Consider the following 25,789-nt stretch of genomic DNA (forward strand, 5'->3'; position numbering starts at 1 on the left):
CTCACACCGCCCCCAGCCCAGGAAAAACCTCCCAGATGCCCAATTCGGGACTTCTCCCCAGGCTGGGAGGCCATCCGAAATACGGGAGGATGGAACGGTGACGGACAACGGCAGGCTTGTGCTGGCAGGGGCTCCGATCGGGCAGGCGGGCGACGCCTCGCCCCGGCTGCGGCTGGCGCTGGAGAGTGCCGACGTGGTCGCCGCGGAGGACACCCGGAGGCTGCGCCGCCTGGCGGGGGAGCTGGGCGCGGAGATCGGCGGCCGGGTCGTCTCCTACTACGACGCCAACGAGGCCGGGCGGGCCGCCGAGCTCCTCCAGGCCCTGCTGGACGGCAAGACCGTGCTGGTCATCACCGACGCGGGCATGCCCGGCGTCTCCGACCCCGGTTACCGCCTCACCCACCTGGCGGTCGAGGCGGGGATCACGGTCACCTCGCTGCCGGGACCGTCCGCGGTGACCACGGCGCTGGCCGTCTCGGGGCTGCCCAGCGACCGCTTCTGCTTCGAGGGCTTCCCGCCGCGCAAGGCCGGTGAGCGCTCCCGCAGGCTCGCCGCCCTCGCCCAGGAGGAGCGCACGATGGTCTTCTTCGAGGCGCCGCACCGGCTGCACGTCGCGCTGGCGGCGATGGCGGAGGCGTTCGGCGCCGACCGCGGGGCGGCGGTCTGCCGGGAGCTCACCAAGACGTACGAGGAGGTCCGGCGAGGCGGTCTCGGGGAGCTGGCCGAGTGGGCGGCCGGGGGCGTCAGGGGGGAGATCACGGTCGTCGTCGCGGGGTACGCCGGGCAGGCGCTGCCGCCGGTGATCGGGGACCTGGTCGACGAGGTGGCGCGCAGGGAGGGGACGGGGGTGCCGAGGAAGCAGGCGATCGTGGAGGTGGCGAAGGCGGCGGGAATTCCCAAACGCGATCTTTATGACGCTGTCCATCGTGGCTGATTTATCACCATAATTCTCCGAATGGGATTAATACGGGACCGTCTCTTGCCCCCCATGCAGGGAAACGTGGTCTGGGGCTGGCTGGGACCGCTGATGGTCGCGGTGTTCGGGGGGATCCTGCGGTTCGTCAATCTCGAACGGCCGCACGCGGTCGTGTTCGACGAGACGTTCTACGCCAAGGACGCCTGGACGCTGATCAACTACGGGGTGGAGCGGGCCTCGCTCGGCACCGTCGAGGACCCGATCGCCGACCGGATGATCATCGCGGGGAACACCGACTTCCTGGTCAAGTGCACCCCGCCGGAGGCCGACCCCTGCCCGCTCTACGTGGCCCACCCGCCGCTGGGCAAGTGGATGATCGGCCTGGGCGAGCAGATCTTCGGCATGACCCCCTACGGGTGGCGGTTCGCCGGGGCCGTGGTCGGGGTGCTGTCGATCCTGATCCTGGCCAGGGTCGCCCGCCGGATGACCCGCTCGACCATGCTCGGCTGCCTCGCCGGGCTCCTGCTCGCGCTGGACGGGCTCCACCTCGTGCTGTCGCGCACCGCGCTGCTGGACATTTTTCTGATGTTCTGGGTGCTGGCGGGCTTCGCCTGCCTGGTGACCGACCGCGACTGGGCACGGGGACGGCTGATCGCCTGGTACGAGACCTCGCCGCTCAGCGACCAGGGCCCCGGCCTGGGGGCGCGGCCGTGGCGGATCGCGGCGGGCCTGTGCCTGGGCGCGGCCTGCGCGGTCAAGTGGTCGGGGGTGTTCTTCCTCGTCGCCTTCGCGGTGATGTCGCTGGTCTGGGACGCGGGTGCCCGCCGGGCGATCGGCCTGCGCAGGCCGTACGTGGGGGCGTTCAACCGGGACCTGACCGGCGCCGTGCTGACGATGGGCCTGCTGCCCGCCCTCACCTACGTCGCCTCCTGGGCGGGCTGGTTCGCCTCGCCGCTGGGCTGGGGCCGCAACTGGGCCCAGGCGACCTCGCAGGGACCCGGGTTCTTCGTCTTCGACTCGCTCCGGTCGTGGCTGAGCTACCACTTCCAGGTGCTCGGCTTCCACACCGGGCTGAGCTCCGGGCACAGCTACCAGTCGGACCCGTGGACCTGGCCGCTGCTGCTGCGCCCGGTGGCGTTCCACTACCCGCCGGACAGGACCGGATGCGGCGCCGACAGCTGCGCCGAGGCCGTCCTCGGGGTCGGCACCCCGGTCATCTGGTACGGGGGCCTGGCCGCCCTCATCGCCATGATCGCCTGGTACGTCGCCACCCGCGACTGGCGGGCCGGAGCCGTGCTCCTCGCCTACGCCGCGGGCTGGCTCCCCTGGTTCTACTACGCCCTCGCCGACAACCGGACCATGTATCTCTTCTACGCGATCATGATGCTCCCCTTCATGATCCTCGCCCTGACCCTGGCCGCCGGGCTGATCATCGGACGGTCGGACGCCGCGCCCAACCGCAGGGCGCTGGGGGCCGCGGTCGTCGGGGCCTTCACGCTCCTCGCGCTGATCAATCTCGGCTGGCTCTATCCGGTGCTGGTCGCCGAGCTCATCCCGCACTCCCAGTGGTGGGCGCGGATGCTGTTCCGGAGCTGGGTGTGACGGGTCCGGGTGCCGTTCCCGAGCTGGGTGTGACGGCGGGCGGCGTGGTCGCGGGCGGCGCGGCGGGGCCGATCACGCCCGGTCCGGCCGTGGCGGGCTCGCTCCCGGCCGGGACGCCCGTGACGTCGCCGGGGACGACGACGGCGGGCACGGCGGGCGCGGGCCTGGAGAACCCGTGGCGCAGCGAGATCGCCGCCGCCAGGCACGCCAGCGGCACCGCGGGCAGCAGGTAGCGGTAGTCGAACTCGGCCGTCGCCGCCGGGGCCAGGATGAGACCGAACGCGGCCAGCCACGGCAGCAGCACCGGCCCGCCCAGCCTGCGCCAGCGCACCGCCACCCCGGCCAGGCCGATCAGCAGCAGCACGCCGAGCACGATGCCGGGCAGCCGGACGATCCGCTGGTAGACCTGGAGGAAACCGGCCCACGGATCGCTGACGTCCGTGCCGATCACGCGGAGCTTGCCCTGGATCTGCGCGGTCCGCAGGCCCGGGTCGTACTTCTGCGCGTCGGTGTCGGTGCTGCCCCGGTACGACGACCAGGCCGGAAGGACCTTGGTCTCGGGCAGGAACTCGTACTGCCGGTAGGTGTTGAAGTCGGGGAAGCGCGGCCGGCCCCAGTGGAAGGCGCGGAAGAAGTCACCGGCCACGAGGCTGAGATAGTCGAGCGGCTGGGACAGGATGGCCCGCTGGGCGAACGCGCCCGCGGTCTTGTTCGTCTCGGGGGTGAACGTGCTGCCCACCCCGAAGGCGTGGAAGCGCTGGCCGTTCTGCGCCCACCAGAGGTATTTCTGCCCGGAGAAGCCGCGCTGGCCCGGCGGCGCGCTGATGCACAGCAGCGCCAGCTCCAGCTCCTCGCGGGGATTGACCCTCATCTTCTCGCAGTCGGCGAACAGCGCCGTCCGCATGTAGAGGATCGCGCCGTCGCTGTTGGTCATCGCGAAGTTGCCGTGCGCGGACGCGAACCAGGCCATGTAGCCGACCACCGGGAGCGCGCACGCGGTGATCATCGCCACGATCGTCTTCCAGGCCGTGCGCTTCACCATCAGGTAGATCACGACCAGCACGAGGATCGGCAGGCCGATCGACCGGGTGAGCGCGGTGAGGGCGAGCAGCAGCCCGATCACCGCGCCGAGCCGCCAGGACATCCGCCGGTGCCAGAGCACCAGCGTGATCACGCCCACGACCAGCAGCATGAACATCGCGTCGGACATGATCAGGTGTTCGAGCTGGACCTGGTACGCGTCGAACAGCACCGGCAGCGCGGCCAGCGTCGCCCCCCAGCCGGGCAGCCGGAACCTGACGCGCAGCAGGCTGTAGATCAGCACCGCGACGCCCAGGCCCATCAGGTGCTGGACGAAGGCCACCAGGCCGAAACTGTGCAGCGGCCTCAGCAACAGGAGCAGAAAGGAATAACCGTTCGGCCGCAGGGCACTGGGCCGGTCGGGGTTCACCGCCCCGGAGACGTACTCGTAGGAGTCGTTGAACCACTGGGCCGGGCCGTACCCGAGCATGGTGACCACACGCAGCAGGAAAGCCAGCGCGAGGGCGGCCACGAAGAGGCGATGCCGGTACAGGAACGCCCGCAGGCGAGTGCTCCGGTCGGGCGCGGGCGCGTCCGGGCGAGGGCGGTCGGCGACGGTCACCATGCATTACAGGATGCCAGCCGTTTCAGGGAGTTGACCCGGGCAGGGGACTGTAGAGGGCATCATGGTGAGATTGGCTTGTGCAGTGAGTGAAGGGTTGAGACGTGGAACTGACCGTGGTCATGCCTTGCTTGAACGAGGCGGAGACCGTGGAGACCTGCGTACGCAAGGCGCTCGCCTGCATGCGGGAGCACGGGATCGACGGGGAAGTCCTGATCGCCGACAACGGCAGCACGGACGGCTCGCAGCAACTCGCACGCGAGGCCGGGGCCCGGGTCGTGCACGTCGACGCCAAGGGGTACGGCAACGCGCTGATGGGAGGCATCCGCGCGGCGCGCGGCCGTTACGTGATCATGGGAGACGCGGACGACTCCTACGACTTCACCGCCCTGCTGCCGTTCGTCGAGCAGCTCCGTGACGGCGCCGACCTGGTGATGGGCAACCGGTTCAAGGGTGGCATCGCGCCGGGCGCCATGCCCCCGCTCCACCGCTACCTGGGCAACCCGGTGCTCTCCTTCATCGGGCGCCTGTTTTTCCCCAGCGCGATCGGCGACTTCCACTGCGGCCTGCGCGGCTTCCGGCGCGACTCCATCCTCAGGCTCGGCCTGCAGACCGGCGGCATGGAGTTCGCCAGCGAGATGGTGGTCCGCTCGACGCTGTCCGGGCTGGACGTGCGCGAGGTGCCCACCACGCTCTCGCCCGACGGCCGCTCCCGCCCGCCGCACCTGCGCTCCTGGCGTGACGGCTGGCGCCACCTGCGCTTCCTGATGCTCTACAGCCCGCGCTGGCTGTTCTTCATCCCCGGCCTGGTCCTGATGACCCTCGGCCTGGTCGCGGGCGCCGCCCTGACCTTCGGCCCTGTCTACATCGGCAAGCTCGCCTTCGACGTCGACACCCTGGTCGGCGCCTCGGCCATGGTGGTGATCGGCTTCCAGGCGGCCCTGTTCGCCCTGTTCACCAAGGTGTACGCGGCCGAGGAGGGCTTCCTGCCGGAAGACAGGAGGGTGCGCAAGCTCGTCGACATCGTGAGCCTGGAGAAGGGCCTGATCGTCGGCGGCCTGCTGGCCCTGGGCGGTCTGGGCGGCCTGGTCGCCTCGCTCGTCCACTGGCAGACGCGCAGCTTCGGCCCGCTGATCCCGTCGGAGTCGCTGCGCATCGTCGTACCCTCGGCCACCGCGCTGATCGTGAGCTTCCAGACGATCTTCGCGGCGCTGTTCATCAGCATCCTCGGCATCCGCCGTACCAAGGAGACGCCCATCGACGTGGCCGCCTCCGCCGCCGAGGAGGCCGCCGAGGCCGTCAGCCGCGCCGCCGCGGGCGAACCGGCGGGCACCCCCGCCGACGGCGCCACCCCGGTGTCCCCGCAGCTGCCCTGAGCCCCGCCGACGGGGCGCCCCTCGGGCGCCCCGGGTGTCCCCGCAACCGCTCTGAGCGCCTCGGCGAGACCCCGCCGAGGCGCGGGCCGCCCGGCCGCCCCGGGCGACCCGGCGGCCCGGAGAATCAGAGGACCCGGAGAAAGTACGACGGCACCAAGGTCCGGGGTCGCGTCCCTTAGGCTTGGACCATGTCCCAGCACATCCTGACCGCGGTCGCCTGGCCCTATGCCAACGGCCCTCGCCACATCGGGCACGTTTCCGGATTCGGCGTGCCGTCCGACGTCTTCAGCCGCTACCAGCGGATGGCGGGCAACAGGGTCCTCATGGTGAGCGGGACCGACGAGCACGGCACCCCGATCCAGGTTCAGGCCGACAAGGAGGGCCTCACCGCCCGCGAGCTCGCCGACCGCTACAACAGGGTGATCGTCGAGGACCTCCAGGCGCTGGGGCTCTCCTACGACCTGTTCACCCGGACCACCACGGAAAACCACTACGCGGTCACGCAGGAGATCTTCAAGGGACTCCACGACAACGGCTACATCTTCCCCCAGACCACGATGGGCGCGATCTCGCCCTCCACCGGCCGCACCCTGCCCGACCGCTACATCGAGGGCACCTGCCCGATCTGCGCCTACGAGAGCGCCCGCGGCGACCAGTGCGACAACTGCGGCAACCAGCTCGACCCGATCCAGCTGATCAACCCGGTGAGCAAGGTCAACGGCGAGACGCCGGTCTTCGTGGAGACCGAGCACTTCATGCTCGACCTGCCCGCGTTCGCCGAGGTTCTGGCGTCGTGGCTGCGTTCCAAGGAGGGCGACTGGCGGCCCAACGTGCTGAAGTTCGCCCTCAACATGCTCGGCGACATGCATCCCCGCGCGATCAGCCGCGACCTCGACTGGGGCGTGCCGATCCCGCTGGAGGGCTGGAACGACCAGGCCAACAAGCGGCTCTACGTCTGGTTCGACGCGGTCATCGGCTATCTCAGCGCCTCCATCGAGTGGGCCCGCCGCTCCGGCGACCCCGAGGCCTGGCGGCAGTGGTGGCAGGACCCCGAGGCCCTGGGCTACTACTTCATGGGCAAGGACAACATCGTCTTCCACGCGGAGATCTGGCCGGCGATGCTGCTCGGCTACAACGGCCAGGGAGCCCGTGACGGCGAGCCGGGCACGCTCGGCGCGCTGAACCTGCCCGCCGAGGTCGTCTCCAGCGAGTTCCTCACGATGGAGGGGCGCAAGTTCTCCTCCTCCCGCTCGGTGGTCATCTACGTACGCGACTTCCTGGAGCGCTACGACGCCGACGCGCTGCGCTACTACATCGCGGTCGCCGGTCCGGAGAACCAGGACACCGACTTCACCTGGTCGGAGTTCCTCAACCGCAACAACGGCGAGCTGGTGGCGGCCTGGGGCAACCTGGTGAACCGCTCGATCTCGATGGCCGCCAAGAACTTCGGGGTCATCCCCGAGGCGGGCGACCTCACCGACGCCGACCGCGCCATGCTGGAGCGCAGCCGCGCGGCCTTCCCGAAGGTCGCCGCCGAGTTCCAGCACTGCCGCTTCAAGAACGCGACGAACGAGGCGTTCGAGGTCATCCGCGAGGCCAACCGCTACCTGGCCGAGCAGGAGCCCTGGAAGATCAAGGACGACCCCGCGCGGGTGAAGACCATCCTGCACGTCGCCCTGCAGGTCGTGGACGACGCCAAGACGCTGCTCACCCCGGTCCTGCCCAACTCCTCCAACAAGATCTACGCGATGCTCGGCGGCACCGGCGTCTGGTCGGGCATGCCGGAGATCCAGGAGGTCACCGACGACGACGGCCGGACCTACCCGATCATCACCGGCTCCTACGACGGCGCCGCGCGCTGGGAGTCGTTCCCGATCCGGGTCGGCTCCCCGCTCAACCCGCCGACGCCGCTGTTCGTCAAGCTGGACCCGAAGATCGTTGAGGAGGAGCTGGCCCGCCTGGGCGAGTAGGCGCGGAGCGGCACCCCGGAGACGGCGACCGCTCGCCGGGCCACCCGCCCGAGCGAGCGGCCTGGGTCTCGTGGTCCGGGCCTTGTGGCCCGGATTCCACGGCCCGGGTCTCGTGGCCTGGGTCTCGTGGTCCGGGTTTCGCGGTTCGGATCCCATGGCCTGGATTCCACGGTTCGGGTCCCACGGTTCGGGTCCCATGGTTCGGGTTTCGCGGCCCGGGTCTCATGGCCCGGATTCCACGGTCCGGGGCTCGCGGGTCGCGGCCGGTGCCGGGCGCGGGCCGTACCCGCTTCTCGGTAGGTTGGACGCCGTGAGCACGCCGAAGCTTCCCGCCGCGCCCAAGCCCCTGCCCGCAGAGGTGTTCGACAGCCACTGCCACCTGGACATCATGGTGGGCAACCGCCAGGCGTCCTCGGGGGACCCGGTGGCCCAGGCCGCGCAGGCGGCCCGGACGAGCGTCGAGGGCATCCTCGACGAGGCCCGCGCCGTCGGCGTGACGCGGCTCGTCACCATCGGCTACGACCTGCCGTCCTCGCGCTGGAACGCCGAGACGGCCGCCCTGCACGCGGACGTCTACGCCGGGGTGGCCATCCACCCCAACGAGGCGCACGCCTCGACGCCGGAGACCCTCGCCGAGATCGAGCGGCTGGCCCGCCTGCCGCACGTCAGGGCGGTGGGGGAGACCGGGCTCGACTACTACCGCGACTGGGCGTCGAAGGACGACCAGCACGCCAGCTTCCGCGCGCACATCGAGATCGCCAAGCGGACCGGCAAGGCCCTGGTGATCCACGACCGCGAGGCCCACGACGACGTGCTGCGCGTGCTGGCCGAGGAGGGCGCTCCCGAGGTGGTGGTGTTCCACAGCTTCTCGGGTGACGCCGGGATGGCGAAGCAGTGCCTCGATGCCGGATATTTCATGTCATTTTCCGGTCCGGTTACCTACAAGAACGCCGCGTACCTCCGTGAGGCCGCGCGGGTCGCGCCGCAGGAGCTGATCCTCGTCGAGACCGACGCGCCCTACCTGCCGCCCACCCCCCACCGGGGCAAACCCAACGCGCCCTACCTCATACCGCTCACGCTGCGCTGCCTCGCCGAGGTCAAGGGGACCGACCTCGCCGAGCTGGCCACCGCCGTCAGCGCCAACGGGGAGACCGTCTTCGGCTCCTGGTGACGGGGGTCCGGGTCCCGGGGCCCGCGTACGGCGTGGCCGGATCACACCCGCTCCTGCGGCGCGACCCGAGCAGGTGCGACCTCGCCCTACGGCGGGACCGGAATCCCACTACGGAACCAGGATCGGAAAGCCCGGCTCGCGGCGCGGCCCGACCGGGTGCGATCTCGCCTTACGGCGGAACCGGAACCGGAATCGGGGCCAGGCCCAGGGCAGATCCGGAGGCGGGAGTCCTGGCTCGTGGCACGACCTGATTCACACGACCTGGTTCAGGAGTCTCCGCTCGCGGCGGGACCCGAGGCCAGGACGCTCAGCCCACGGCGGCGCCGAAGTCGGCGGAGGCGGCGCCTTCGAGGGCCGGGATCGTCCCGGTGCCCGGCGAGAGCTGGACGCCCTCGGTGTCGTTGCGGCCCAGCAGGACGACCGCTCCCGCGCCTCCCCTGTCGGGCGCCCCGGCGACCAGCCGATTGCCGCTGAACCCGACCGACCAGCCGAAGTGGTCACCCGCCCCGCCCTGGGTGACCAGCCTGCCCGCTCCCTGCTCGCCCATCGTGATCAGTCGTACGCCGCCCTGCCCGTCGGCGTCGAAGGGCACGCCCACGGCGAGTCTGACCTCCCCCTGGCCGTCCCCGTCGGTGAACGCCAGCGAGAACCCGTAGCCCTCGCCGGGGGACCCTTCCGATCCCTGGTGGAGGGTGGCGAGAGGGGTGACCGCCCGGGTGCCGGAGGACTGGAACAGCTGGACGAGGCCGGAGTTCTCCACCGCCCCGCCGTCACCGAGCGGGGCGCTCACCGCGAGGTAGCCGACGCCGTCCCGCTCGGCGTAGGCCATCGCGTAGCCGAACCGGTCGCCCGCCTTGGAGTCGGCCACCTCGCGGAGGTCCCACTTCCTGCTCCCGTACTCGTCCCTGGGCTCCCGCACGTCGTAGATCACCGCGATCGACCCCGAGTCGGCCTTGCCCGCGTCGACCTGGCGGCCCGCCCCGTCGTCGTTCTCGTACGGCACCCCGACCGCGAGATCCGGGTCGTCCGGGCTGCCACCGAGCCCGCCGATCGCCAGTGACCAGCCGAACATGTCGCCGATCTCGCCGTTGCCCGCCACGCCCCCGGTCTCCTGGGAGATCCGTCGGCCCGTGCCGGGCGTCGCGGTGCCGAAGAGGTAGACGGCGCCGGAGTCGGCCGTGCCGTCGGCGTTCTCGTGCGGGGCGCCGACCGCCACCATCGCCTCGCCGGAGGTCAGGGACCAGCCGAAGTGCGCGTCGGCCTCCGGCTCGGGGGCGACCAGGCGGACCGTCCTGCCCCCGGGGCCGCCGTACACCACGTAGACCGCGCCCGCGTCCGTAACGCCCGCCACGTCCGCGTACGGGGCGCCGACGAGCAGGTCCGCGCAGCCGTCGCCGTCGATCTTGGCGAGCCGCACCGACCATCCGAAGCCGTCCCCCGCCTTCGTCTCGGGGACGGTCACGGCCTTCCCGCGCTCTCCCCGGCCGAAGAGCACGTGGACGGCCCCCGCTCCGGCCAGCCCGCCGGGGTTGGCGAACGGGTCACCGACCGCGGAGTCCTCCTGGCCGTCGCCGTCGACGTCGCTCACGCCCGCCCCGGTGCAGTCGGCGGGCGAGGTGGCGGCGCCGGATCCGGCCGCGAGGATCCGGACGGGCGCGGTGGTCCCTTCGGCGGTCCCGGTGGAGGAGAGCGCGAGCGCGGCCGTCGCCGCGACGGAGAGCAGCAGCCTCATGAGAGCCTCACCTCGATGTTCCTGCCTCCCTTGATCAGCACGCCGGTCAGCTTGGCGGGCCTGCGGGCCGGGGGCAGGTCGAAGACCAGGACGGCCTCCACCTTCGTTCCCGGGGGCAGGGCGGCGGGCAGGGCCGTCGACACCCGTTCGGGGGTGTGCGTCGAGCCTCGGTCGTCGGTCAGGGTGATCGCGGCGGTGTCACCGAGCGGGACCAGCTCCCCGCCGGTGTTGACCAGCGTCAACGGGACCGCGCAGAAGCGGCCCTTCGACGGGCTGGTGTTCCCGTAGGAGGTGAGCCCGCAGGCCGGGGTCCGCGGGATGATCAGCCGGGGGTCCTCGATGAAGGAGCCGGTCGCGATCGTACGGCCCACGTCGGTGGCGCCGTTACCGGCGAGGTCACCGGTGTCGCCGGTGACGCCCGGCCGCGCCTGTCCCTGGCCGCCGGTCGCGTTCCCCCCGCCGGTGTTGAGCAGGACGACGACCGTGACGGCCAGTGCCGCGAGCACGGCCAGCCCGGCGAACAGCCAGCGCCGCCGGGGCGCCGACCGCCCGGCGTCCGGCGTGTCCGACCCTGGCGAGGCCTGGAGGTCGGCCGGGGGCGGCTGGGGTGACGGGGGCAGGGTGGGTGTCTGCCCCGGTGCCTGGCCGGGCGGGGTCTGGAGGGGGCTCGTGAACGGGCGTGACGGTGACGTCGTGGGCTCGGCCCGCATGGGGTACGGGAGCGGGCTCGGCGGCGGGGTCCGCTCCGGTGCCGTCCGCGGGCTCGGCGCCGCGAGGGGCGCCGGTGCCGTCCGGCCCCCGGGCGCCGTCGGCGTGGCGGACGAGCCGGAAACCGTGGACGAACCGGGGGCCGTGGACGGACGGGCCGCCGTGGCAGGGCCGGGCGCCGGGGTCTCCGGGGGCGCGGCAGTGGACGGGGCCGGTACGGAGGGCGAGGCCGCCGGATCCCAGCCGGGAATCGGGCCGGGGATGGGCGTCGGCGCCGTGGCCGGGTCGGCGAACCCCGACTCCAGGTTCAGCGCGCTGAGGGTCTGGGTGGAGTCGGGCTCCACGTTGGCGGGCGGCTCCCACGACTCGTTCAGCAGGTCGGTAGCGATCAGCGTGGGCGGGTCGGCCCGGACGGGGGCCGGAGCGGCCGGTGCCGCGATCCCGCCGCCGACCAGGGCGATCAGCAGGTCCTGGGCGCTGGGCCGCTGGTAGGGGTCCATCTCGGTCGCGCGGCGGACCAGGTCGTTCAGCGGGGCGGGAAGCGCGCCCAGGTCGGGCGGGGTGGTGAGCAGCCGGGTGGCCATGGTCATCATGTCGCCCCGCCCGTAGGGGTGGCGGCCGTTGCCCGCGTACGCGACCATGCAGCCCCAGGCGAAGACGTCGGCGGCCGGGGTGATCTCCAGGCCGCGTACCTGCTCGGGGGCCCACCAGCCGGGGCTGCCCAGCACCTCGCCCGAGCGGGTGAAGCTGTGCGTGGAGTCGAGGGCCCTGGCGATGCCGAAGTCGATCACGCGGGGTCCCGACATGGACAGGATCACGTTGGCGGGCTTGAGGTCCCGGTGCACCAGACCGGCGACGTGGATCGCGGCCAGCGCCGCCGCCACGCCCAGGGCGACGCCGTGCAGGGTCCCCTGCTCCAGGGCGCCGTGCTCGATGATCTGACGGGACAGCGGCGTGCCCGCGATGTACTCGGTGACCATGTACGGGCGGCCGTCGTCGTCGTTGCCGTTGTCCAGCACCTGCGCGGTACAGAACGAGGCCACCCGCCGGGCGTTCTCGACCTCCGTGTGGAACCTCGCCGCGAAGCCGTCCTCGATCGCGAACTCCGCCTTCACCACCTTGAGCGCGACCGGCCTCCCCGTCGGGGCCAGTGCCAGATAGACGGTTCCCATCCCGCCCTCGCCGAGACGTCCGAGCAGGCGGTAACTCCCGATCTGCTCTGGGTCGGCGGGTCGCAGCCCCTCGACACCGGGCTGGTTCACGTCCTGTTCACCGGGAAGATTCCCTCTCTCACCGTTGGGCCCCCGTACGGCAACGTTATCCACAACGGAACCCCTCGCGCTTCATCAGGCGTCCTTGCATCGTCTTCGGTGCGGGAAACTGGTCGGATGGCATGGGAGAACAACCTTGAGTAATCGAGGCAAACGAGTCGAAGGCCACAGCGGACCGATGGACGCCGGGTGCGCGGCGCCGTGCGGGGAACCAGCATGAGCCTTCTTGGTCCTGCGGAAATACGTATTTTGGCGAACAAGCTCAACATTCGTCCCACGAAGAAGCTCGGCCAGAACTTCGTGATCGACGCGGGCACGGTCCGCAAGATCGTACGGGTGGCCGGGCTCGAACCCGGCGACGTCGTGATCGAGGTCGGCCCCGGGCTGGGATCGCTCACGCTCGCGCTGCTTCCCGAGGTCCGCCACGTGATCGCGGTGGAGATCGACCCCGTCCTCGCCGCCCAGCTGCCGCTCACCGTCGCCGGGCACGCCCCCGAGCTCGCCGACCGCCTCACCGTGGTGCTCGCCGACGCCATGCGCGTCCTGCCCGCGGACCTGCCGGAGGAGCGGCCCACCGCGCTGGTCGCCAACCTCCCCTACAACGTGTCCGTACCGGTGGTGCTGCACCTGCTGGAGACGCAGCCGTCGCTGGACAAGGTCCTGATCATGGTCCAGGCCGAGGTCGCCGACCGGCTGGCCGCCGCCCCCGGTTCCAAGGTGTACGGCATTCCCTCGGTCAAGGCCGCCTGGTACGCCGACGTCCGCCGGGCCGGTCCCGTCGGCCGCACGGTCTTCTGGCCGGTCCCCAACGTCGACTCCGGCCTGGTCGCGATGGTCCGGCGGGAGCCGCCCACGACCGTGGCCACCCGCGAGGAGGTCTTCGCGGTGGTGGACGCCGCCTTCGCCCAGCGCCGCAAGACCCTTCGCGCCGCCCTCGCCTCCTGGGCGGGTACGGCCCCCGCCGCCGAGCGGGCGCTGCGGGCCGCAGGGATCGACCCCTCCGAGCGCGGCGAGCAGCTCACCGTCGAGGACTTCGCGCGGATCGCCGAGCACCGTACGACGGAAAGCACGACGGACAGCACCGCGGGAAGCGCGGCGGAAAGCGGTGCGTAGCGTGATTCGCCGGTCCGTTCGCGTGCGCGGCGGAGGGATCCCGTTACGATCTGACGTCGTGACCAGCGAGCGAGCCCCGATGGGGGAAGCATGAACTCCGTGACCGTCCGCGTGCCCGCGAAGGTCAACCTGCAGCTCGCCGTCGGGCCGCTGCGGGATGACGGCTACCACGACCTCGTCAACGTCTTCCACGCCGTCTCGATCTTCGACGAGGTCACGGCCACCGCGAAGACCGGGATGAGCGTCCGGGTGGAGGGCGAGTCCGCCGACCAGGTGCCGGAGGACCACGAGAACCTCGCGATCAAGGCCGCCCTCGCGCTGGCCGGGCACGCGGGCCGCTCGTACGGCGTGAACCTGCTCATCCGCAAGTCGATCCCGGTGGCGGGCGGCATGGCGGGCGGCAGCGCCGACGCCGCCGCGACCCTGGTCGCCTGCAACGAGCTGTGGGGCCTCGGGCTGCCGCTTGAGGACCTGATGGAGATCGCCGCCGACCTCGGCAGCGACGTCCCGTTCGCGCTGCTCGGAGGTACGGCCGTCGGCACCGGCAGGGGCGAGCGGCTCACCCCGCTGGAGGTCGCGGGCACCTTCCACTGGGTGTTCGCGCTCGCCGAGGGCGGCCTGTCCACGGCCGCGGTCTACGCCGAGTGCGACCGCGTCCGCCAGGCGACCGGCGAGCGGGTCGCCTGGCCCCAGGTCGCCGAGCCGCTGCTGGCCGCGCTCCGCGAGGGGGACGCGGAGGCCCTCGGCGCCGAGCTCCGCAACGACCTGCAGCCCGCCGCCGTGATGCTGCGCGGCTCCCTGGCCCGCACCCTGGACGCCGGTCGCGAGCACGGGGCCCTCGGCTCGCTGGTCTCCGGCTCCGGGCCCACCTGCGCCTTCCTGGCCCGCTCCGAGTCCCACGCGGGCGAGCTGGCCGCCTCCCTGAAGGACGCCGGGGTGGCGCGTGACGTCATCACCGCCCACGGCTCCGTCCCCGGCCCCGTGATCGTGTAGCCCGTCGGGGTGGACCGTCACACGGGCCGTGTCCCCGACGGGGCGCGAGGTTTTCCCGATGAGGGTCGCGCGGCACGGGCCGAGTCCCGGCGATGGGCGGGGGGCGGGGCCGTTTTCCGGTGGGGGCCGCGCCGGTCGGGAGCGGATACGCTTGTGTGGCGATGAATCTGGTCAATCTTGAGTCGGTCTCCCACTCCTACGGTCCCAAGCCCCTGCTCAGCGATGTCTCCCTCGGCATCGAGGTGGGCGACCGCATCGGCGTGGTCGGCCGCAACGGCGGCGGTAAGACCACCCTCATCTCGGTGCTGGCCGGTGATCTCAAGCCCAACACCGGACGGGTCACCCATAACCGGGGGCTCCAGGTGGGCTCGCTGTCGCAGGGCGACGACCTCGACCCGGCGCGCTCGGTGAGCGAGATCGTCCTCGGTGACAGGTCCGAGCACGAGTGGGCGGGTGACGCGGGCATCCGCGAGATCCTCGCCAGCCTGCTCGGCGACATCGACCTGACGGCGCTCGCCGGGAGCCTGTCGGGAGGTGAGCGGCGCCGTACGGCCCTGGCCAAGCTGCTCATCGACGAGCACGACCTGATCATCCTGGACGAGCCCACCAACCACCTCGACATCGAGGCCATCGACTGGCTCGCCAGGCACCTGGCGGGCCGCAGGACCGCGCTGGTGGTCGTGACCCACGACCGGTGGTTCCTGGACGCGGTCTCCACCAGGACCTGGGAGGTCGTGGACGGCGCGGTCGAGCGCTACGAGGGCGGGTACGCCGCGTACGTGCTGGCCAAGGCCGAGCGCGCCCGGGTCGCGGCCTCCACCGAGGCCCGCCGTCAGAACCTGATGCGCAAGGAGATCGCCTGGCTCCGCCGGGGACCGCCCGCGCGCACGTCAAAGCCCAAGTTCCGCATCGACGCCGCCCAGGCGCTGATCGCCGACGAGCCTCCCGCCAGGGAGAGCGTCGAGCTGGTCAAGTTCGCCGCCGCCCGGCTGGGCCGTACGGTCTACGACCTTGAGGACGTCACCCTGCACGCCGGAGGGCCGGGCCGGGGCCCGATGGTCCTCGACCACTCGACCTGGCAGTTCGGCCCCGGCGACCGGGTCGGCCTGATCGGCGTGAACGGGTCGGGCAAGTCCTCGCTGCTGCGCCTGCTCGCCGGTACGGTGCACCCCGACTCGGGCAGGCTCGTCCGAGGCAAGACGGTCCGCCTGGCGCACCTGTCGCAGGAGCTGGGCGAGCTCGACCCGGAGCGCCGGGTGCTGGAGACCGTCGAGGAGGTCCGCAAGTTCATCCAGGTCGGCAAGAAGGAGTGGACCGCCTCCCAGCTGCTGGAACGCCTCGGCTTCAAGGGCGACGCGCAGTGGAAGGTCGTCGGCGACCTGTCCGGCGGCGAGCGGCGCCGCCTGCAGCTGCTCCGCCTCCTCATGGACGACCCCAACGTGCTGCTGCTCGACGAGCCGACCAACGACCTCGACATCGAGACGCTCAACGAGCTGGAGGACCTGCTCGACGGCTGGCCGGGCACGCTGATCCTGGTCAGCCACGACCGCTACTTCCTGGAGCGGGTCACCGACAGGACCGTCGCCCTGCTCGGCGACCGCAAGCTGTCGATGCTCCCCGGCGGCGTGGACGAATACCTCGCCCGCCGCGCCTCGGGGGCGGCCCTGTCCGCGCGGGCGGCGTCCGGCGCGGTGTCGGGTACGGCCTCGGCGACCTCCTCGTCCACCGGCGCGAAGGAGACGGCTCCCGGCCTGTCCGCGAAGGACGAGCGCGACCTCCGCAAGGAGCTCTCTCGGATGGAGCGCCAGCTCGACAAGCTGAGCGGCCGGGAGGCGAAGCTGCACGCGTCCATGGCCGACGCCGCCGCCGACTACGAGCGGCTGGCCTCGCTCGACGCGCAGCTGAAGGAGATCCTCGCGGAGAAGGAGTCGATCGAGGGCGAGTGGCTGGAGCTGGCCGACCGCCTGGGCGAGTGAGCCCCGCCGGATCGTGACGAGCGGTCGGCCGGACCGAAAGTCGATCGAGCGCCGGAAAGCGCTCGATCCGGCGGTCGGCGACTATCGGCGGCCCGCGTGGCCGAAATGGCGAATTGGCAGATCAGGCCCTGTGTGACGAGGCGCGGGCCGGTGCGTGGAAAGCGGGGGCGCTTACCCCACGTATTCGCGGAATCACACGGGTCCCGGAATTAGGTCTGGACCAGATATAGGTTCGGGCGCTAGAGTCCATGATCGCGATCGCATTCCGAATTCGTCATACCACATGAATTCCACGGGGGTATTCTGTGATGTCCAAAAAATCTCGGCCGATCATGGGGATGATGGCCGTGGCCTCTCTCGTCACGGCGAGTGTCGTATTCACCCCTACGGCGGCGCACGCCGCCGTCAAATGCTCGCCCCAGCAGAACAGGGTGATCGCCCTTCCCGGCAAGCCGGACGTCGAGGTGGGGGCCAAGCTGTGTATTTCGAGCTCCGGACCCGGCGGTGACAAGAAGAAGGCGACGCTCAGCTTCTCCTGGACCGGCGCGTGGCTGGGCGGGACGCGTTTCGACTCGCTCTACGGGGTCATCAGGGTGGAGCGCGGCGACAAGGTCGCGACGTCCTACGGCTGCGACTGGACGCGCTTCATCAACCGTTACTACGGCTCCGCGGGAGGGTCGTACACGTGCATCGCGGACTGGACCTCCACCGCGAACAACAGCTGGACGGCGGACGGCGCCATCGTCTACAACGTCAACAACGACGGGGACGGCGACAAGCAGTGGAACCTGACGGGTTCCCCCAGCATCGCGAGCGCGACGGACATGCCGCACGGGGAGGAGCCGACCGAGGAGACCCCCGAGCCGGAGACGCCCTCTGGCGAGCCTTCCGCGCCGCCTCTTGAGAACGTTCCCGCGACGCCTTCCGAGGACCCGCCGCTCATCGAGGGCTGACCGGAAGTGCTCGCGGGACCGGCGGCACTTTTTGGAAAGCGCGGCTCACCATTTGGACCGTGAGATCCCACCAGATCTCAGCCCGATAATTGCCCCGATCGCGGTCTGGAAATAAAAGCGGGTTCGAAAATAAAAGCGCGGCCGGGATTTCAGGGAGCGCCACTCTCGGTCGCGTCGAAAGGGACGAGCAACGTGCGCAGCAGGCTCGAAAGGGCCTGCTGTTCGCGTTTTCCGAGGCTCGACAGGAGTTCGCGCTCGCGGCGCAGCAGGTCGGCGAAGGCGCCGTCCACGCGCGTCCGCCCGGCGTCGGTCAGGGAGACCAGGACGCCGCGCCGGTCCTCGGGGTCGGGGCGCCGCCTGACCAGCCCGGCCGCGGCGAGCCGGTCGATCCGGTTGGTCATCGTCCCCGAGGTCACCAGCGTCGCGCGCAGCAGGGCCCCCGGGCTCATCTCGTACGGCTCCCCGGCCCGGCGCAGGGCGGTGAGCACGTCGAACTCCCAGGTCTCCAGGCCGTGCTCGGCGAAGGAGGCCCGGCGGGCGCGGTCGAGGTGGCGGGCGAGCCGGGAGACCCGGCTGAGCACCTGGAGCGGCTCCACGTCGAGGTCGGGGCGTTCCTGACGCCAGGCGGCGACCAGCAGGTCGACCTCGTCCCTGTCGGGAGCGTCGGGCGCGCCGGCCGCGACGGTCTCGTCCTTCGGGACGGACGGACGCCCGGAGTCGTGGTCCGCGTGGTGCAGGGTCATGGCGCGAGTCTATCTGTCTTGACATCGAGATATCTTGCCGGATATCACTTATCTTGATGTCAAGAGATATGTGGGATCCCCAGGTCTACGGCCGCTACGCCGGCGAGCGCTCGCGGCCATTCTTCGATCTTGTTTCCAGGATAGCCGCGGAGCGCCCCGGCCACGTGGTCGACGCGGGCTGCGGCACCGGCGAACTCACCGCGGAGCTGGCCAGGCGGTGGCCCGGCGCCCGCGTCCACGGGTTCGACTCCTCACCCGCCATGATCGAGAAGGCCCCGGCGGGCGGTTCGCTGAGCTTCTCCGTCGACGACGTCACGCGGTGGCGCCCCGGGCGCCCGGTCGACGTGATCGTGTCCAACGCCGTCCTGCAGTGGGTGCCGGAGCACCGCGAGCTGCTGCCGCGCTGGGTGGAGGCCCTCGCCCCCGGCGGCTGGCTCGCCTTCCAGGTCCCGGGCAACTTCGACGCCCCCAGCCACGCCCTGGTCCGCGAGCTGTGCCGTACGACGTGGCGCGACCGGCTCGGCGATCTCGTCCGTCCCTCCCCGGTCGACGACCCGGCCGCCTACCTCGGCCTGCTCACCGGCCTCGGCTGCCGGGTGGACGCCTGGGAGACCACCTACCTGCACGTCCTCCCCGGCGACGACGCCGTGCTCGCCTGGATCACCGGCACCGCCCTGCGCCCCATGCTCGACCGCCTGCGTCCCGCCGAGGCCACCGCCTTCCTCACCGACTGCGCCGCCCTGCTCCGCGAGGCCTACCCCCGAGAGCCGTACGGCACGATCTTCCCCTTCCGCAGAATCTTCGCGGTCGCCCGGAAGTGAGCGGCGGCCCCCGGTGTCCCCGTCCGGCGATACCGGAAAGTTTCTTGATTTGGGTGTTAAGGGTGTGATTCGGTGGATATGAGTCGGCCCGTGAGGTGAGGTGCCGGGGTGGGTCGCGCGCAGGCGGGCGCGGGACGCGGCGAGGTGTCGGACGAGCGTCAGGGGGCCGGTGGAGGACGCGGCGGGTTCCGGACCGGCGGTGCCCAGACCCCTGTGGCGGGATCGTTCCTTCGGCGTCTTCTGGGGTGCGCAGACCCTTTCCGTGGCCGGTGACTCGTTCGCCCTCATCGCCGTTCCCCTGCTCATCCTGGACGTGACGGGATCCGTCGCGCAGATGGGCCTGCTGACCGGTGTCTCCGGGGCGGCCTCGGTCGTCGCCGGAGTGTTCGCCGGGGTCCTCGTCGACCGGTTCGACCGGCGTACGCTGCTCATCGTCTGCGACCTCGTCAGGCTCGTCCTGTACGCGCTGATCCCGCTGGCCTGGACGACGGGGCCGCACATCTGGCTGCTCTACGTGGTGCTGCCGCTGGCCGAGGCCGTCGGCATGGTCTTCCAGGTCACCTACGTGACCTCGGTGCGCAACCTCGTCGGCGAGGGACGCGTCACCGACGCCAACGGCAAGCTCTACGCGACCGCCGCGGCGGCGGGGATCCTCGGCCCGATGCTGGCCGGGGTGGTGGCGGGCGCGTTCGGCCCGACCGCCGCGATCGGCATCAACGCGGTGAGCTTCGCGGTGTCCGCGGCCGGGGTCTACCTGATCCGCATCCCCCGGAACACCGGCGGACCTGCGGCGTCCGCCGTACCGGAGCGGCCGTGGCGCGAGATCCTGGCCGGGGCGGTGTTCCTGTGGCGGCATCCGGTGCTGCGCGCCCTGACCGTCCTGCTGTCGTTCTTCGTCTTCCTGACGCTCGGACTGACCGACCTCGTGATCTACCGGCTCAAGCACGACCTGGGGCAGCCCGACTCCGCCGTCGGCGTGGTCCTCGGCATCGCCGCGGTCGGCACGGTGATCGGCTCCCTCCTGGTGGCGCGCGTGCGCAGGCGCGTGGGGTTCGGCCCCGCGTGGATCGGCGCGCAGGCCGTGGCCGGGCTCGCGATCGTCGCCGCCGGGTTCGCGGGCTCCGTCTGGGAGGTGGCCGTCATCGTGGCCCTCTATCTGGGCTGCGTGAGCGTCGCGGGGATCTGCTCCATGTCCCTGCGCCAGCAGGTGACCCCCGACCATCTGCTCGGACGGGTCACCTCGGCGTTCTGGACGATCCACTTCTCGATGGGACCGGTCGGCGCGGCCGTCCTCACCTGGGGGGCGGCCCGCTACGGCACCACCCCGGTCTTCGTCCTCGCGGGCGTCGGCTGCCTGCTGATCGCGGTGGCCGCCCTCTTCACCCCCGTACGCGGGAGGCATCCGGAGAACACGCCCCCCGCCTCGTGACCCGGCCACATCCGCGAACACCCGCCTGACCAGCCGCCCGGCGGGGGGCTCCGTCGTCCTCGTGCCCCCGGAGGCAATCGGCAGGGGTTCCTGGACGGATAACAGGGCATCAATAAATACTGCGAAGACATGGTAGATATCTGGGCAAATCAGGGGATGACCTGTGGCAATAGAGATTGAGGACAAGTTCGACGTACCGGTGGACTACCAGCTGCCGGATCTCACGGGCCTGCCGGGCTCGACGGAGGTCGTGGGTCCGAAAACCCACCAGCTGGTCGCCCTTTACTTCGACACGCCCGATCTGAGGCTCGCCGCGCGGGGGATCACCCTGCGAAGGCGCAGGGGCGGTACCGATCCCGGCTGGCACCTCAAGCTTCCCAAGGCCAAGGGCGTCCGGCAGGAGATCACCCATCCGCTGACCCGGAGCGCCAGGATCGTCCCCGCCGAGCTGGCGGACCTGGTGCTCGCCTACACCCGGGGCGCCCCGCTCGCGCCCATCGCCGAGCTGGACACCCGCCGCGCCGTCACCACCCTGGTCAACGGTGCCGGGGTGGGGCTGGTCGAGATCGCCGACGACCGGGTCAAGGGCACCGTGTTCGGCGACGAACCGCACGTCGAGCGCTGGCGTGAGGTCGAGGCGGAGCTGCTCCAGGGCGACGAGCGGCTGCTGGGAAAGGTCGGCAAGCGGCTGGGCAAGGCCGGGGCCACCCCCGCCGACTCGGCCAGCAAGCTCGCGCGCCTGCTCGGCGGCGCCGGAGCGGTCTCGGAGCACCCACGCGCCGAGACCGCTCCCGGGTCGGCGGGCGAGATCGTCGTCGACTACCTCACCTCCCAGGTCGGTGCGCTGCTCGCGCAGGACCCCCGAGTCAGGAAGGCCGAGGACGACGCCGTACACCAGATGCGCGTCGCCGCCCGGCGGCTCCGCAGCGCGCTGAAGTCGTTCAAGACGGTCGTCGAGGGGACCGAGAACCTCCAGGAGGAGCTCAAGTGGCTCGGCACGGTCCTCGGCGAGGCCCGTGACCTGGAGGTCATCCGCGAGCGGTTCGCGCGCAGGCTCGACAGCCTGGACGACGCGCTGATCGTGGGCCCGGTCAGGGCGCGCCTCAGCTCCGACCTGCTGGACGACGAGCACGAGGCCATCGACCGGATCAGGGACACCCTCGGCGGGGAGCGCTACTTCGCCCTGCTCGACGCCCTCGACGACCTGACCGGCACCCCGGTGCTCACCAAGGCCGCCAAGAAGCCCGCCGACACCCTGGACGTCGTCGCCGCCAAGAGCTGGCGCCGGGTCACCAGGGCCTACGACACCGCCCAGGCCATCGAGAACGAGTCCGAGCGCGAGATCGCCATGCACGACGTGCGCAAGGCGGCCAAGCGGGCCCGCTACACCGCCGAGGTGCTCGGCATGAACAAGCTGGCCAAGCGGGCGGCGGCCGTCCAGGAGGTGCTGGGCACCCACATGGACGGCGTCGTCGCGCAGGAGCGGCTCGCGGCCGAGGCCGAGAACGCCCGCCTGGTCGGGGAGGACACGTTCACCTACGGCGTGCTGACCGGCGTGGAGCGGGCCGGGGCCGCACGCGCGTGGGAGGAGTTCCCCCGGGTCTGGGAGGAGACCACGACCGCCATCGCGAAACTCATCTGACGTCTCGTGACGGGATCCCGCCGAAGGGCTTCCGTACGATGGAGCAGGCGGGGGGCGGCACGGCGAGCCCCCTGGAGTGCGGTCGGTACGGCGAGTCTCCGTCGTCTCGTGGCGGGTCCCATCGGAGGGCGTCCTCCGGGGATCGCGGCCGGGGACCCCGCCGACCTGTCAGCGGGACCGGGCGGTTCGCGACCCCGGCCCTGAGAGGGACCGGGCCGCGAACCCCGTGATGTCAGACGTCGTAGGTGTCCACGGCCACGACGGCGCCGTCCGCGTGGTGCAGCACCATGAACGCGCCCTTGGCCAGCCGCGTGCCGCCCGCCCGGTCGTCGAGTTCGGAGATCAGCTCGGGCAGGACCTTGCCGTGGCTGCACAGGGCCACGGGACGGTTCGAGGCCGTCGCCTCCGTGGCCAGGCGGAGGGAGGCCCGGCAGTCGTAGCCGTTCTCCGACAGGACGGATTCGAGCCGGATCGGCAGGCCGGCCCGTTCCGCGTACGGCTCCAGGGTCTGCACGCACCGCCTGCTGGGGGAGCTGACCAGTTCCGCGAGGCGGAAGGCGTCCAGCACGCCCGCCAGCACCTCGGACTGCCGGCGCCCGTGTTTGTCGAGCGGCCGGTCGTCGTCGTCGCCCTTCCAGTCCTGCCGGTTCCCCGCCAGGCCGTGCCGTACCAGCACGAGCGGGACGGTCGCCGGGGACGCCTCGCCGAGCGCGCCGAGCAGCCCGGCGTCCCACTCGTAGGTCAGGCGCCGCGCGGCCTCGGCCAGCGGCAGCCAGACCACGCCGTCGACCTCGTGCGTGTCGGTACGGTCGCCCTCGGAGACCATCCTGGCCAGCCAGTAGTCGACGCGCTTGGGCCGCCCGCCCTTCGTGTAGTGGCTCGACGGCAGCGACCGGCCGAACTCCGCGACGATCCCCGTCTCCTCGGCCACCTCGCGCAGCGCGCCCGCGATCGGGTGCTCGCCGCGCTTCAGCTTCCCCTTGGGGAACGACCAGTCGTCGTACTTGGGCCGGTGGACGAGGGCGACCTCCGGCGCGTCCGGTGAGCCGCGCCAGATGACCGCCCCGGCCGCGTGGATCGTGTCGGCCGGGTCGGCGCCGTGCTCGGTCATCGATCGCTCTCCGCGTGGATCGTGCCGTCCGGGTGGACGCCGTGTTCGGTCATCGATCGTGCTCCGCGTTGATCATCCCGGCCTGGTGGACGGCGCGCTCAGTCATCGATCGCCCTCCACCTGCGGGTGCCGATCAGGTGGGTCTGCAGGTCGTCGCCGGGGTGCCGGGTCCAGGTCCCGTCGGAGTTGAGCCACCAGGTCCCGGTGTCGTCCGACATGGCCCGGTCGAGCAGGTCGCTGAGGTAGTTGCGCTGCTGCTGGCTGGAGACCTTGACCAGCACCTCCACCCGGCGCTCGATGTTGCGGCGCATCATGTCGCCGCTGCCGATCCAGATCTCCGGGCGCCTGCCGTGGCCGAACTCGTAGATCCGCGAGTGTTCGAGGAACCGGCCCAGCACGCTCCTGACCCTGATGTTCTCCGACAGCTCGGGGATGCCGGGGCGGAGCGTGCAGACCCCCCGCACCCACAGGTCCACCGGTACGCCCGCCCGCGACGCCCGGTAGAGGGCGTCGATGATGGGCTCGTCGACCAGGGAGTTCGTCTTCATCCTGATCCTGGCCGGACGTCCGGCCTCCTGGTGGGAGATCTCCCGCTCGATCCTGGCCAGCAGCCCGCCACGCAGGGAGTGCGGGGCGACCAGCAGCCGCCGGTAGGCCGAGTGGTTGGAGTAGCCGGTCAGGTGGATGAACAGGTCCGTGACGTCCTCGCCGACCAGCCGGTCGGCGGTGAGCAGGCCGAGGTCCTCGTACAGCCTGGCGGTCTTGGGGTTGTAGTTGCCCGTGCCGATGTGGCAGTAGCTGCGCAGCTCGCCCGAGGGCTCCTGGCGGACGACCAGGGCGAGTTTGCAGTGGGTCTTCAGGCCGACGACGCCGTAGACCACGTGGCACCCGGCCCGTTCCAGCTTGCGCGCCCAGGTGATGTTGGCGTGCTCGTCGAACCTGGCCTTGATCTCCACGACCACGACGACCTGCTTGCCCGCCTCGGCGGCGTCGATCAGCGCGTCCACGATCGGCGAGTCGCCGCTGGTGCGGTAGAGCGTCTGCTTGATCGCCAGCACGGCCGGGTCGGCCGCGGCCTGCTCGATGAACCGCTGCACGCTCGTGGAGAACGAGTCGTACGGATGGTGCAGCAGCACGTCCCGCTCGCGCAGCACCGCGAAGATGTCGTCCTCGACGTGCACGACCTCCGCGGGCACGAACGGGCGGAAGCTCAGCTCGCCCCGGTCCAGGTCGGCGATCGCGTGCAGCCCGGTCAGGTCCAGCGGCCCCGGCAGCCGGTAGATCTCGTGCTCGGCCACCCCCAGCTCGTCCACCAGCAGGTCGAGCACCTCGGGGGTGATGGTGTCCTCGACCTCCAGCCGGACCGGGGGGCCGAAGCGGCGCTTGAGCAGCTCGCGTTCCAGCGCCTGCATGAGGTTCTCGGTGACGTCCTCGTCGACGTCGAGGTCCTCGTTCCTGGTCACCCGGAAGACGTGGTGCTCGACGACCTCCATGCCCTTGAACAGCTGCCCGAGATGGGCGGCGATCACGTCCTCCAGCGGGACGAAGCGGTTCCTGGAGGCCGTGACGAAGCGGGGGAGCTGGCTGGGCACCTTCACCCTGGCGAAGACCGTGTTGCCCGTCGAGGGGTTGCGGACGGTGACGGCCAGGTTCAGCGACAGGCCCGAGATGTACGGGAAAGGGTGGGCGGGGTCGACGGCCAGCGGCGTCAGCACCGGCCTGATCCGCTCCCTGAAGAGCTTGCGCATCTCGGTGCGCTCGTCGCGGCCCAGGTCGTCCCAGCGCACGATCTCGATGCCCTCGGCGCCCAGCTGCGGGCAGATCCGCTCGTAGAAGCAGGTCGACTGCCGCTGGGCGAGGTCGTTGGCGATGGCCGCGATCCTGGCCAGCTCCTCACGGGGTTTCAGTCCGCTCTTCGTACGGAGCAGCAGGCCGGTGGCCATCCGCCGTTTCAGCCCGGCCACCCGGACGCGGAAGAACTCGTCGAGGTTGCTGGCGAAGATCGCCAGGAAGCGCACCCGCTCCAGGAGGGGCAGGGCCGGGTCCTCCGCCATCTCCAGAACTCGCTGGTTGAACTGGAGCCAGCTCTCCTCTCGGTTGAGGAAGCGCTCCTGGGGTAGAGAAAGCCCGTCGGGGGTTGGGCGCACGAGTTCAGCGGACATATGACCAGAATGCCCGCTTTGATTGAACGGAACGTTAATTTAGTCTCAACGGGCGCTGTTGCTTACTCACTTGGCTCAAGCTTTTCCCGCTCCTCACCAACGAGTTTCGGGTGCTTGAGAGCCTCGCGTTCGGCGGCCTTGGCCTCCCTGAGCCGCGTCTTCTCCAGGTCCCGCAGCTCCCGTTCGCGGGCCTTCTCCTGCTCCCTCAGCAGCCGCTGCTGCTCGCGATACTCCCGCTCGCGCACCTTGTCCAGCTCCCGCTGCTCGCGGAGCCGTATCTTCTCCAGGTCCTTGGCGAGCTTCTCGGCCTCGCGCCGCTCGCGCTCGCGCAGCTTCTCCTGGTTGCGCAGCTCCCGCTCGTGGGCCTTCCCCAGCTCCCGGAGCTCCTTCTCCGTCGGGGGCGGCGGTAACTCCGGGCGCGACGCCCCCTCCGGCGGCGATCCCTCTGAAGGCGATCC

General features: G+C 71.3%; 18 protein-coding genes. 12 read left to right on the forward strand and 6 right to left on the reverse strand.

Features of this window, described 5'->3' with window-relative positions; all coding sequences use genetic code 11:
* The first annotated feature begins 97 nt into the window (after positions 1 to 97).
* Together rsmI and ACW9TB_RS28580 are read left to right on the forward strand one after the other, a co-directional pair.
* Positions 98 to 934, forward strand: a complete 837-nt coding sequence (gene rsmI, locus ACW9TB_RS28575) for a 16S rRNA (cytidine(1402)-2'-O)-methyltransferase (protein WP_472751166.1) — start codon at positions 98 to 100, stop codon at positions 932 to 934.
* Between the two features lie 54 nt (positions 935 to 988).
* On the forward strand, positions 989 to 2,518 hold the full coding sequence (locus ACW9TB_RS28580) for a dolichyl-phosphate-mannose--protein mannosyltransferase (protein ID WP_472751167.1): 1,530 nt from the start codon (positions 989 to 991) through the stop codon (positions 2,516 to 2,518).
* On the opposite strand, the gene ACW9TB_RS28585 is transcribed toward ACW9TB_RS28580, so the two are convergent.
* Entirely contained in the window at positions 2,466 to 4,163 is a 1,698-nt protein-coding gene (locus ACW9TB_RS28585) for a hypothetical protein (protein WP_472751168.1), read from the reverse strand. The genes ACW9TB_RS28580 and ACW9TB_RS28585 overlap by 53 nt on opposite strands.
* 101 nt (positions 4,164 to 4,264) lie before the next feature.
* Between ACW9TB_RS28585 and ACW9TB_RS28590 the strand changes: the two genes are divergently transcribed.
* From ACW9TB_RS28590 to ACW9TB_RS28600, 3 genes are all read left to right on the forward strand, one after another.
* On the forward strand, positions 4,265 to 5,536 hold the full coding sequence (locus ACW9TB_RS28590; RefSeq protein ID WP_472751169.1) for a glycosyltransferase: 1,272 nt from the start codon (positions 4,265 to 4,267) through the stop codon (positions 5,534 to 5,536).
* 188 nt (positions 5,537 to 5,724) lie between these two features.
* On the forward strand, positions 5,725 to 7,506 hold the full coding sequence (gene metG / locus ACW9TB_RS28595; RefSeq protein ID WP_472751170.1) for a methionine--tRNA ligase: 1,782 nt from the start codon (positions 5,725 to 5,727) through the stop codon (positions 7,504 to 7,506).
* 310 nt (positions 7,507 to 7,816) lie between these two features.
* Complete coding sequence (locus tag ACW9TB_RS28600) at positions 7,817 to 8,677, forward strand: TatD family hydrolase (RefSeq protein WP_472751171.1); 861 nt, start codon at positions 7,817 to 7,819, stop codon at positions 8,675 to 8,677.
* 307 nt (positions 8,678 to 8,984) lie between these two features.
* Here the strand turns inward: ACW9TB_RS28600 and ACW9TB_RS28605 are convergent, their stop codons facing one another.
* Complete coding sequence (locus tag ACW9TB_RS28605; RefSeq protein WP_472751172.1) at positions 8,985 to 10,409, reverse strand: hypothetical protein; 1,425 nt, start codon at positions 10,407 to 10,409, stop codon at positions 8,985 to 8,987.
* On the reverse strand, positions 10,406 to 12,379 hold the full coding sequence (locus tag ACW9TB_RS28610; protein ID WP_472751173.1) for a serine/threonine-protein kinase: 1,974 nt from the start codon (positions 12,377 to 12,379) through the stop codon (positions 10,406 to 10,408). Before ACW9TB_RS28610 ends, ACW9TB_RS28605 begins: the two co-directional genes overlap by 4 nt.
* A 225-nt stretch (positions 12,380 to 12,604) precedes the next feature.
* On the opposite strand from ACW9TB_RS28610, the gene rsmA reads away from it, so the two are divergent.
* The 4 genes from rsmA (at position 12,605) to ACW9TB_RS28630 (ending at position 17,423) form a co-directional block, all read left to right on the forward strand.
* Positions 12,605 to 13,501 carry a 16S rRNA (adenine(1518)-N(6)/adenine(1519)-N(6))-dimethyltransferase RsmA gene (gene rsmA, locus ACW9TB_RS28615; RefSeq protein ID WP_472751174.1) on the forward strand — a complete coding sequence of 299 codons (897 nt, stop codon included), beginning with the start codon at positions 12,605 to 12,607 and terminating at the stop codon, positions 13,499 to 13,501.
* A 90-nt stretch (positions 13,502 to 13,591) separates the two neighbouring features.
* Entirely contained in the window at positions 13,592 to 14,494 is a 903-nt protein-coding gene (locus ACW9TB_RS28620; RefSeq protein WP_472751175.1) for a 4-(cytidine 5'-diphospho)-2-C-methyl-D-erythritol kinase, read from the forward strand.
* Between the two features lie 161 nt (positions 14,495 to 14,655).
* Positions 14,656 to 16,470 carry an ABC-F family ATP-binding cassette domain-containing protein gene (locus tag ACW9TB_RS28625; RefSeq protein ID WP_472751176.1) on the forward strand — a complete coding sequence of 605 codons (1,815 nt, stop codon included), beginning with the start codon at positions 14,656 to 14,658 and terminating at the stop codon, positions 16,468 to 16,470.
* A 341-nt stretch (positions 16,471 to 16,811) separates the two neighbouring features.
* The gene (locus ACW9TB_RS28630; RefSeq protein WP_472751177.1) at positions 16,812 to 17,423 is read left to right on the forward strand and encodes a hypothetical protein; all 612 of its coding nucleotides are present in this window, start codon (positions 16,812 to 16,814) and stop codon (positions 17,421 to 17,423) included.
* Between the two features lie 149 nt (positions 17,424 to 17,572).
* Here the strand turns inward: ACW9TB_RS28630 and ACW9TB_RS28635 are convergent, their stop codons facing one another.
* Positions 17,573 to 18,166, reverse strand: a complete 594-nt coding sequence (locus ACW9TB_RS28635; protein ID WP_472751178.1) for a MarR family winged helix-turn-helix transcriptional regulator — start codon at positions 18,164 to 18,166, stop codon at positions 17,573 to 17,575.
* Positions 18,167 to 18,222: 56 nt separating this feature from the next.
* Here ACW9TB_RS28635 and ACW9TB_RS28640 point away from each other — a divergent pair, with 56 nt between their 5' ends.
* From ACW9TB_RS28640 to ACW9TB_RS28650, 3 genes are all read left to right on the forward strand, one after another.
* Complete coding sequence (locus tag ACW9TB_RS28640) at positions 18,223 to 18,987, forward strand: trans-aconitate 2-methyltransferase (RefSeq protein WP_472751179.1); 765 nt, start codon at positions 18,223 to 18,225, stop codon at positions 18,985 to 18,987.
* Positions 18,988 to 19,186: 199 nt separating this feature from the next.
* Complete coding sequence (locus ACW9TB_RS28645; protein ID WP_472751180.1) at positions 19,187 to 20,416, forward strand: MFS transporter; 1,230 nt, start codon at positions 19,187 to 19,189, stop codon at positions 20,414 to 20,416.
* A gap of 163 nt (positions 20,417 to 20,579) precedes the next feature.
* The gene (locus ACW9TB_RS28650) at positions 20,580 to 22,058 is read left to right on the forward strand and encodes a CYTH and CHAD domain-containing protein (RefSeq protein ID WP_472751181.1); all 1,479 of its coding nucleotides are present in this window, start codon (positions 20,580 to 20,582) and stop codon (positions 22,056 to 22,058) included.
* Positions 22,059 to 22,290: 232 nt separating this feature from the next.
* Here the strand turns inward: ACW9TB_RS28650 and ACW9TB_RS28655 are convergent, their stop codons facing one another.
* Entirely contained in the window at positions 22,291 to 23,169 is an 879-nt protein-coding gene (locus ACW9TB_RS28655; protein ID WP_472751182.1) for an NUDIX hydrolase, read from the reverse strand.
* Positions 23,170 to 23,267: 98 nt separating this feature from the next.
* Positions 23,268 to 25,331, reverse strand: coding sequence for an RNA degradosome polyphosphate kinase (locus tag ACW9TB_RS28660; RefSeq protein WP_472751183.1), 2,064 nt, complete (start codon positions 25,329 to 25,331; stop codon positions 23,268 to 23,270).
* Between the last annotated feature and the right edge of the window lie 458 nt (positions 25,332 to 25,789).

It is taken from the genome of Streptosporangium sp. H13245, from assembly GCF_055690525.1.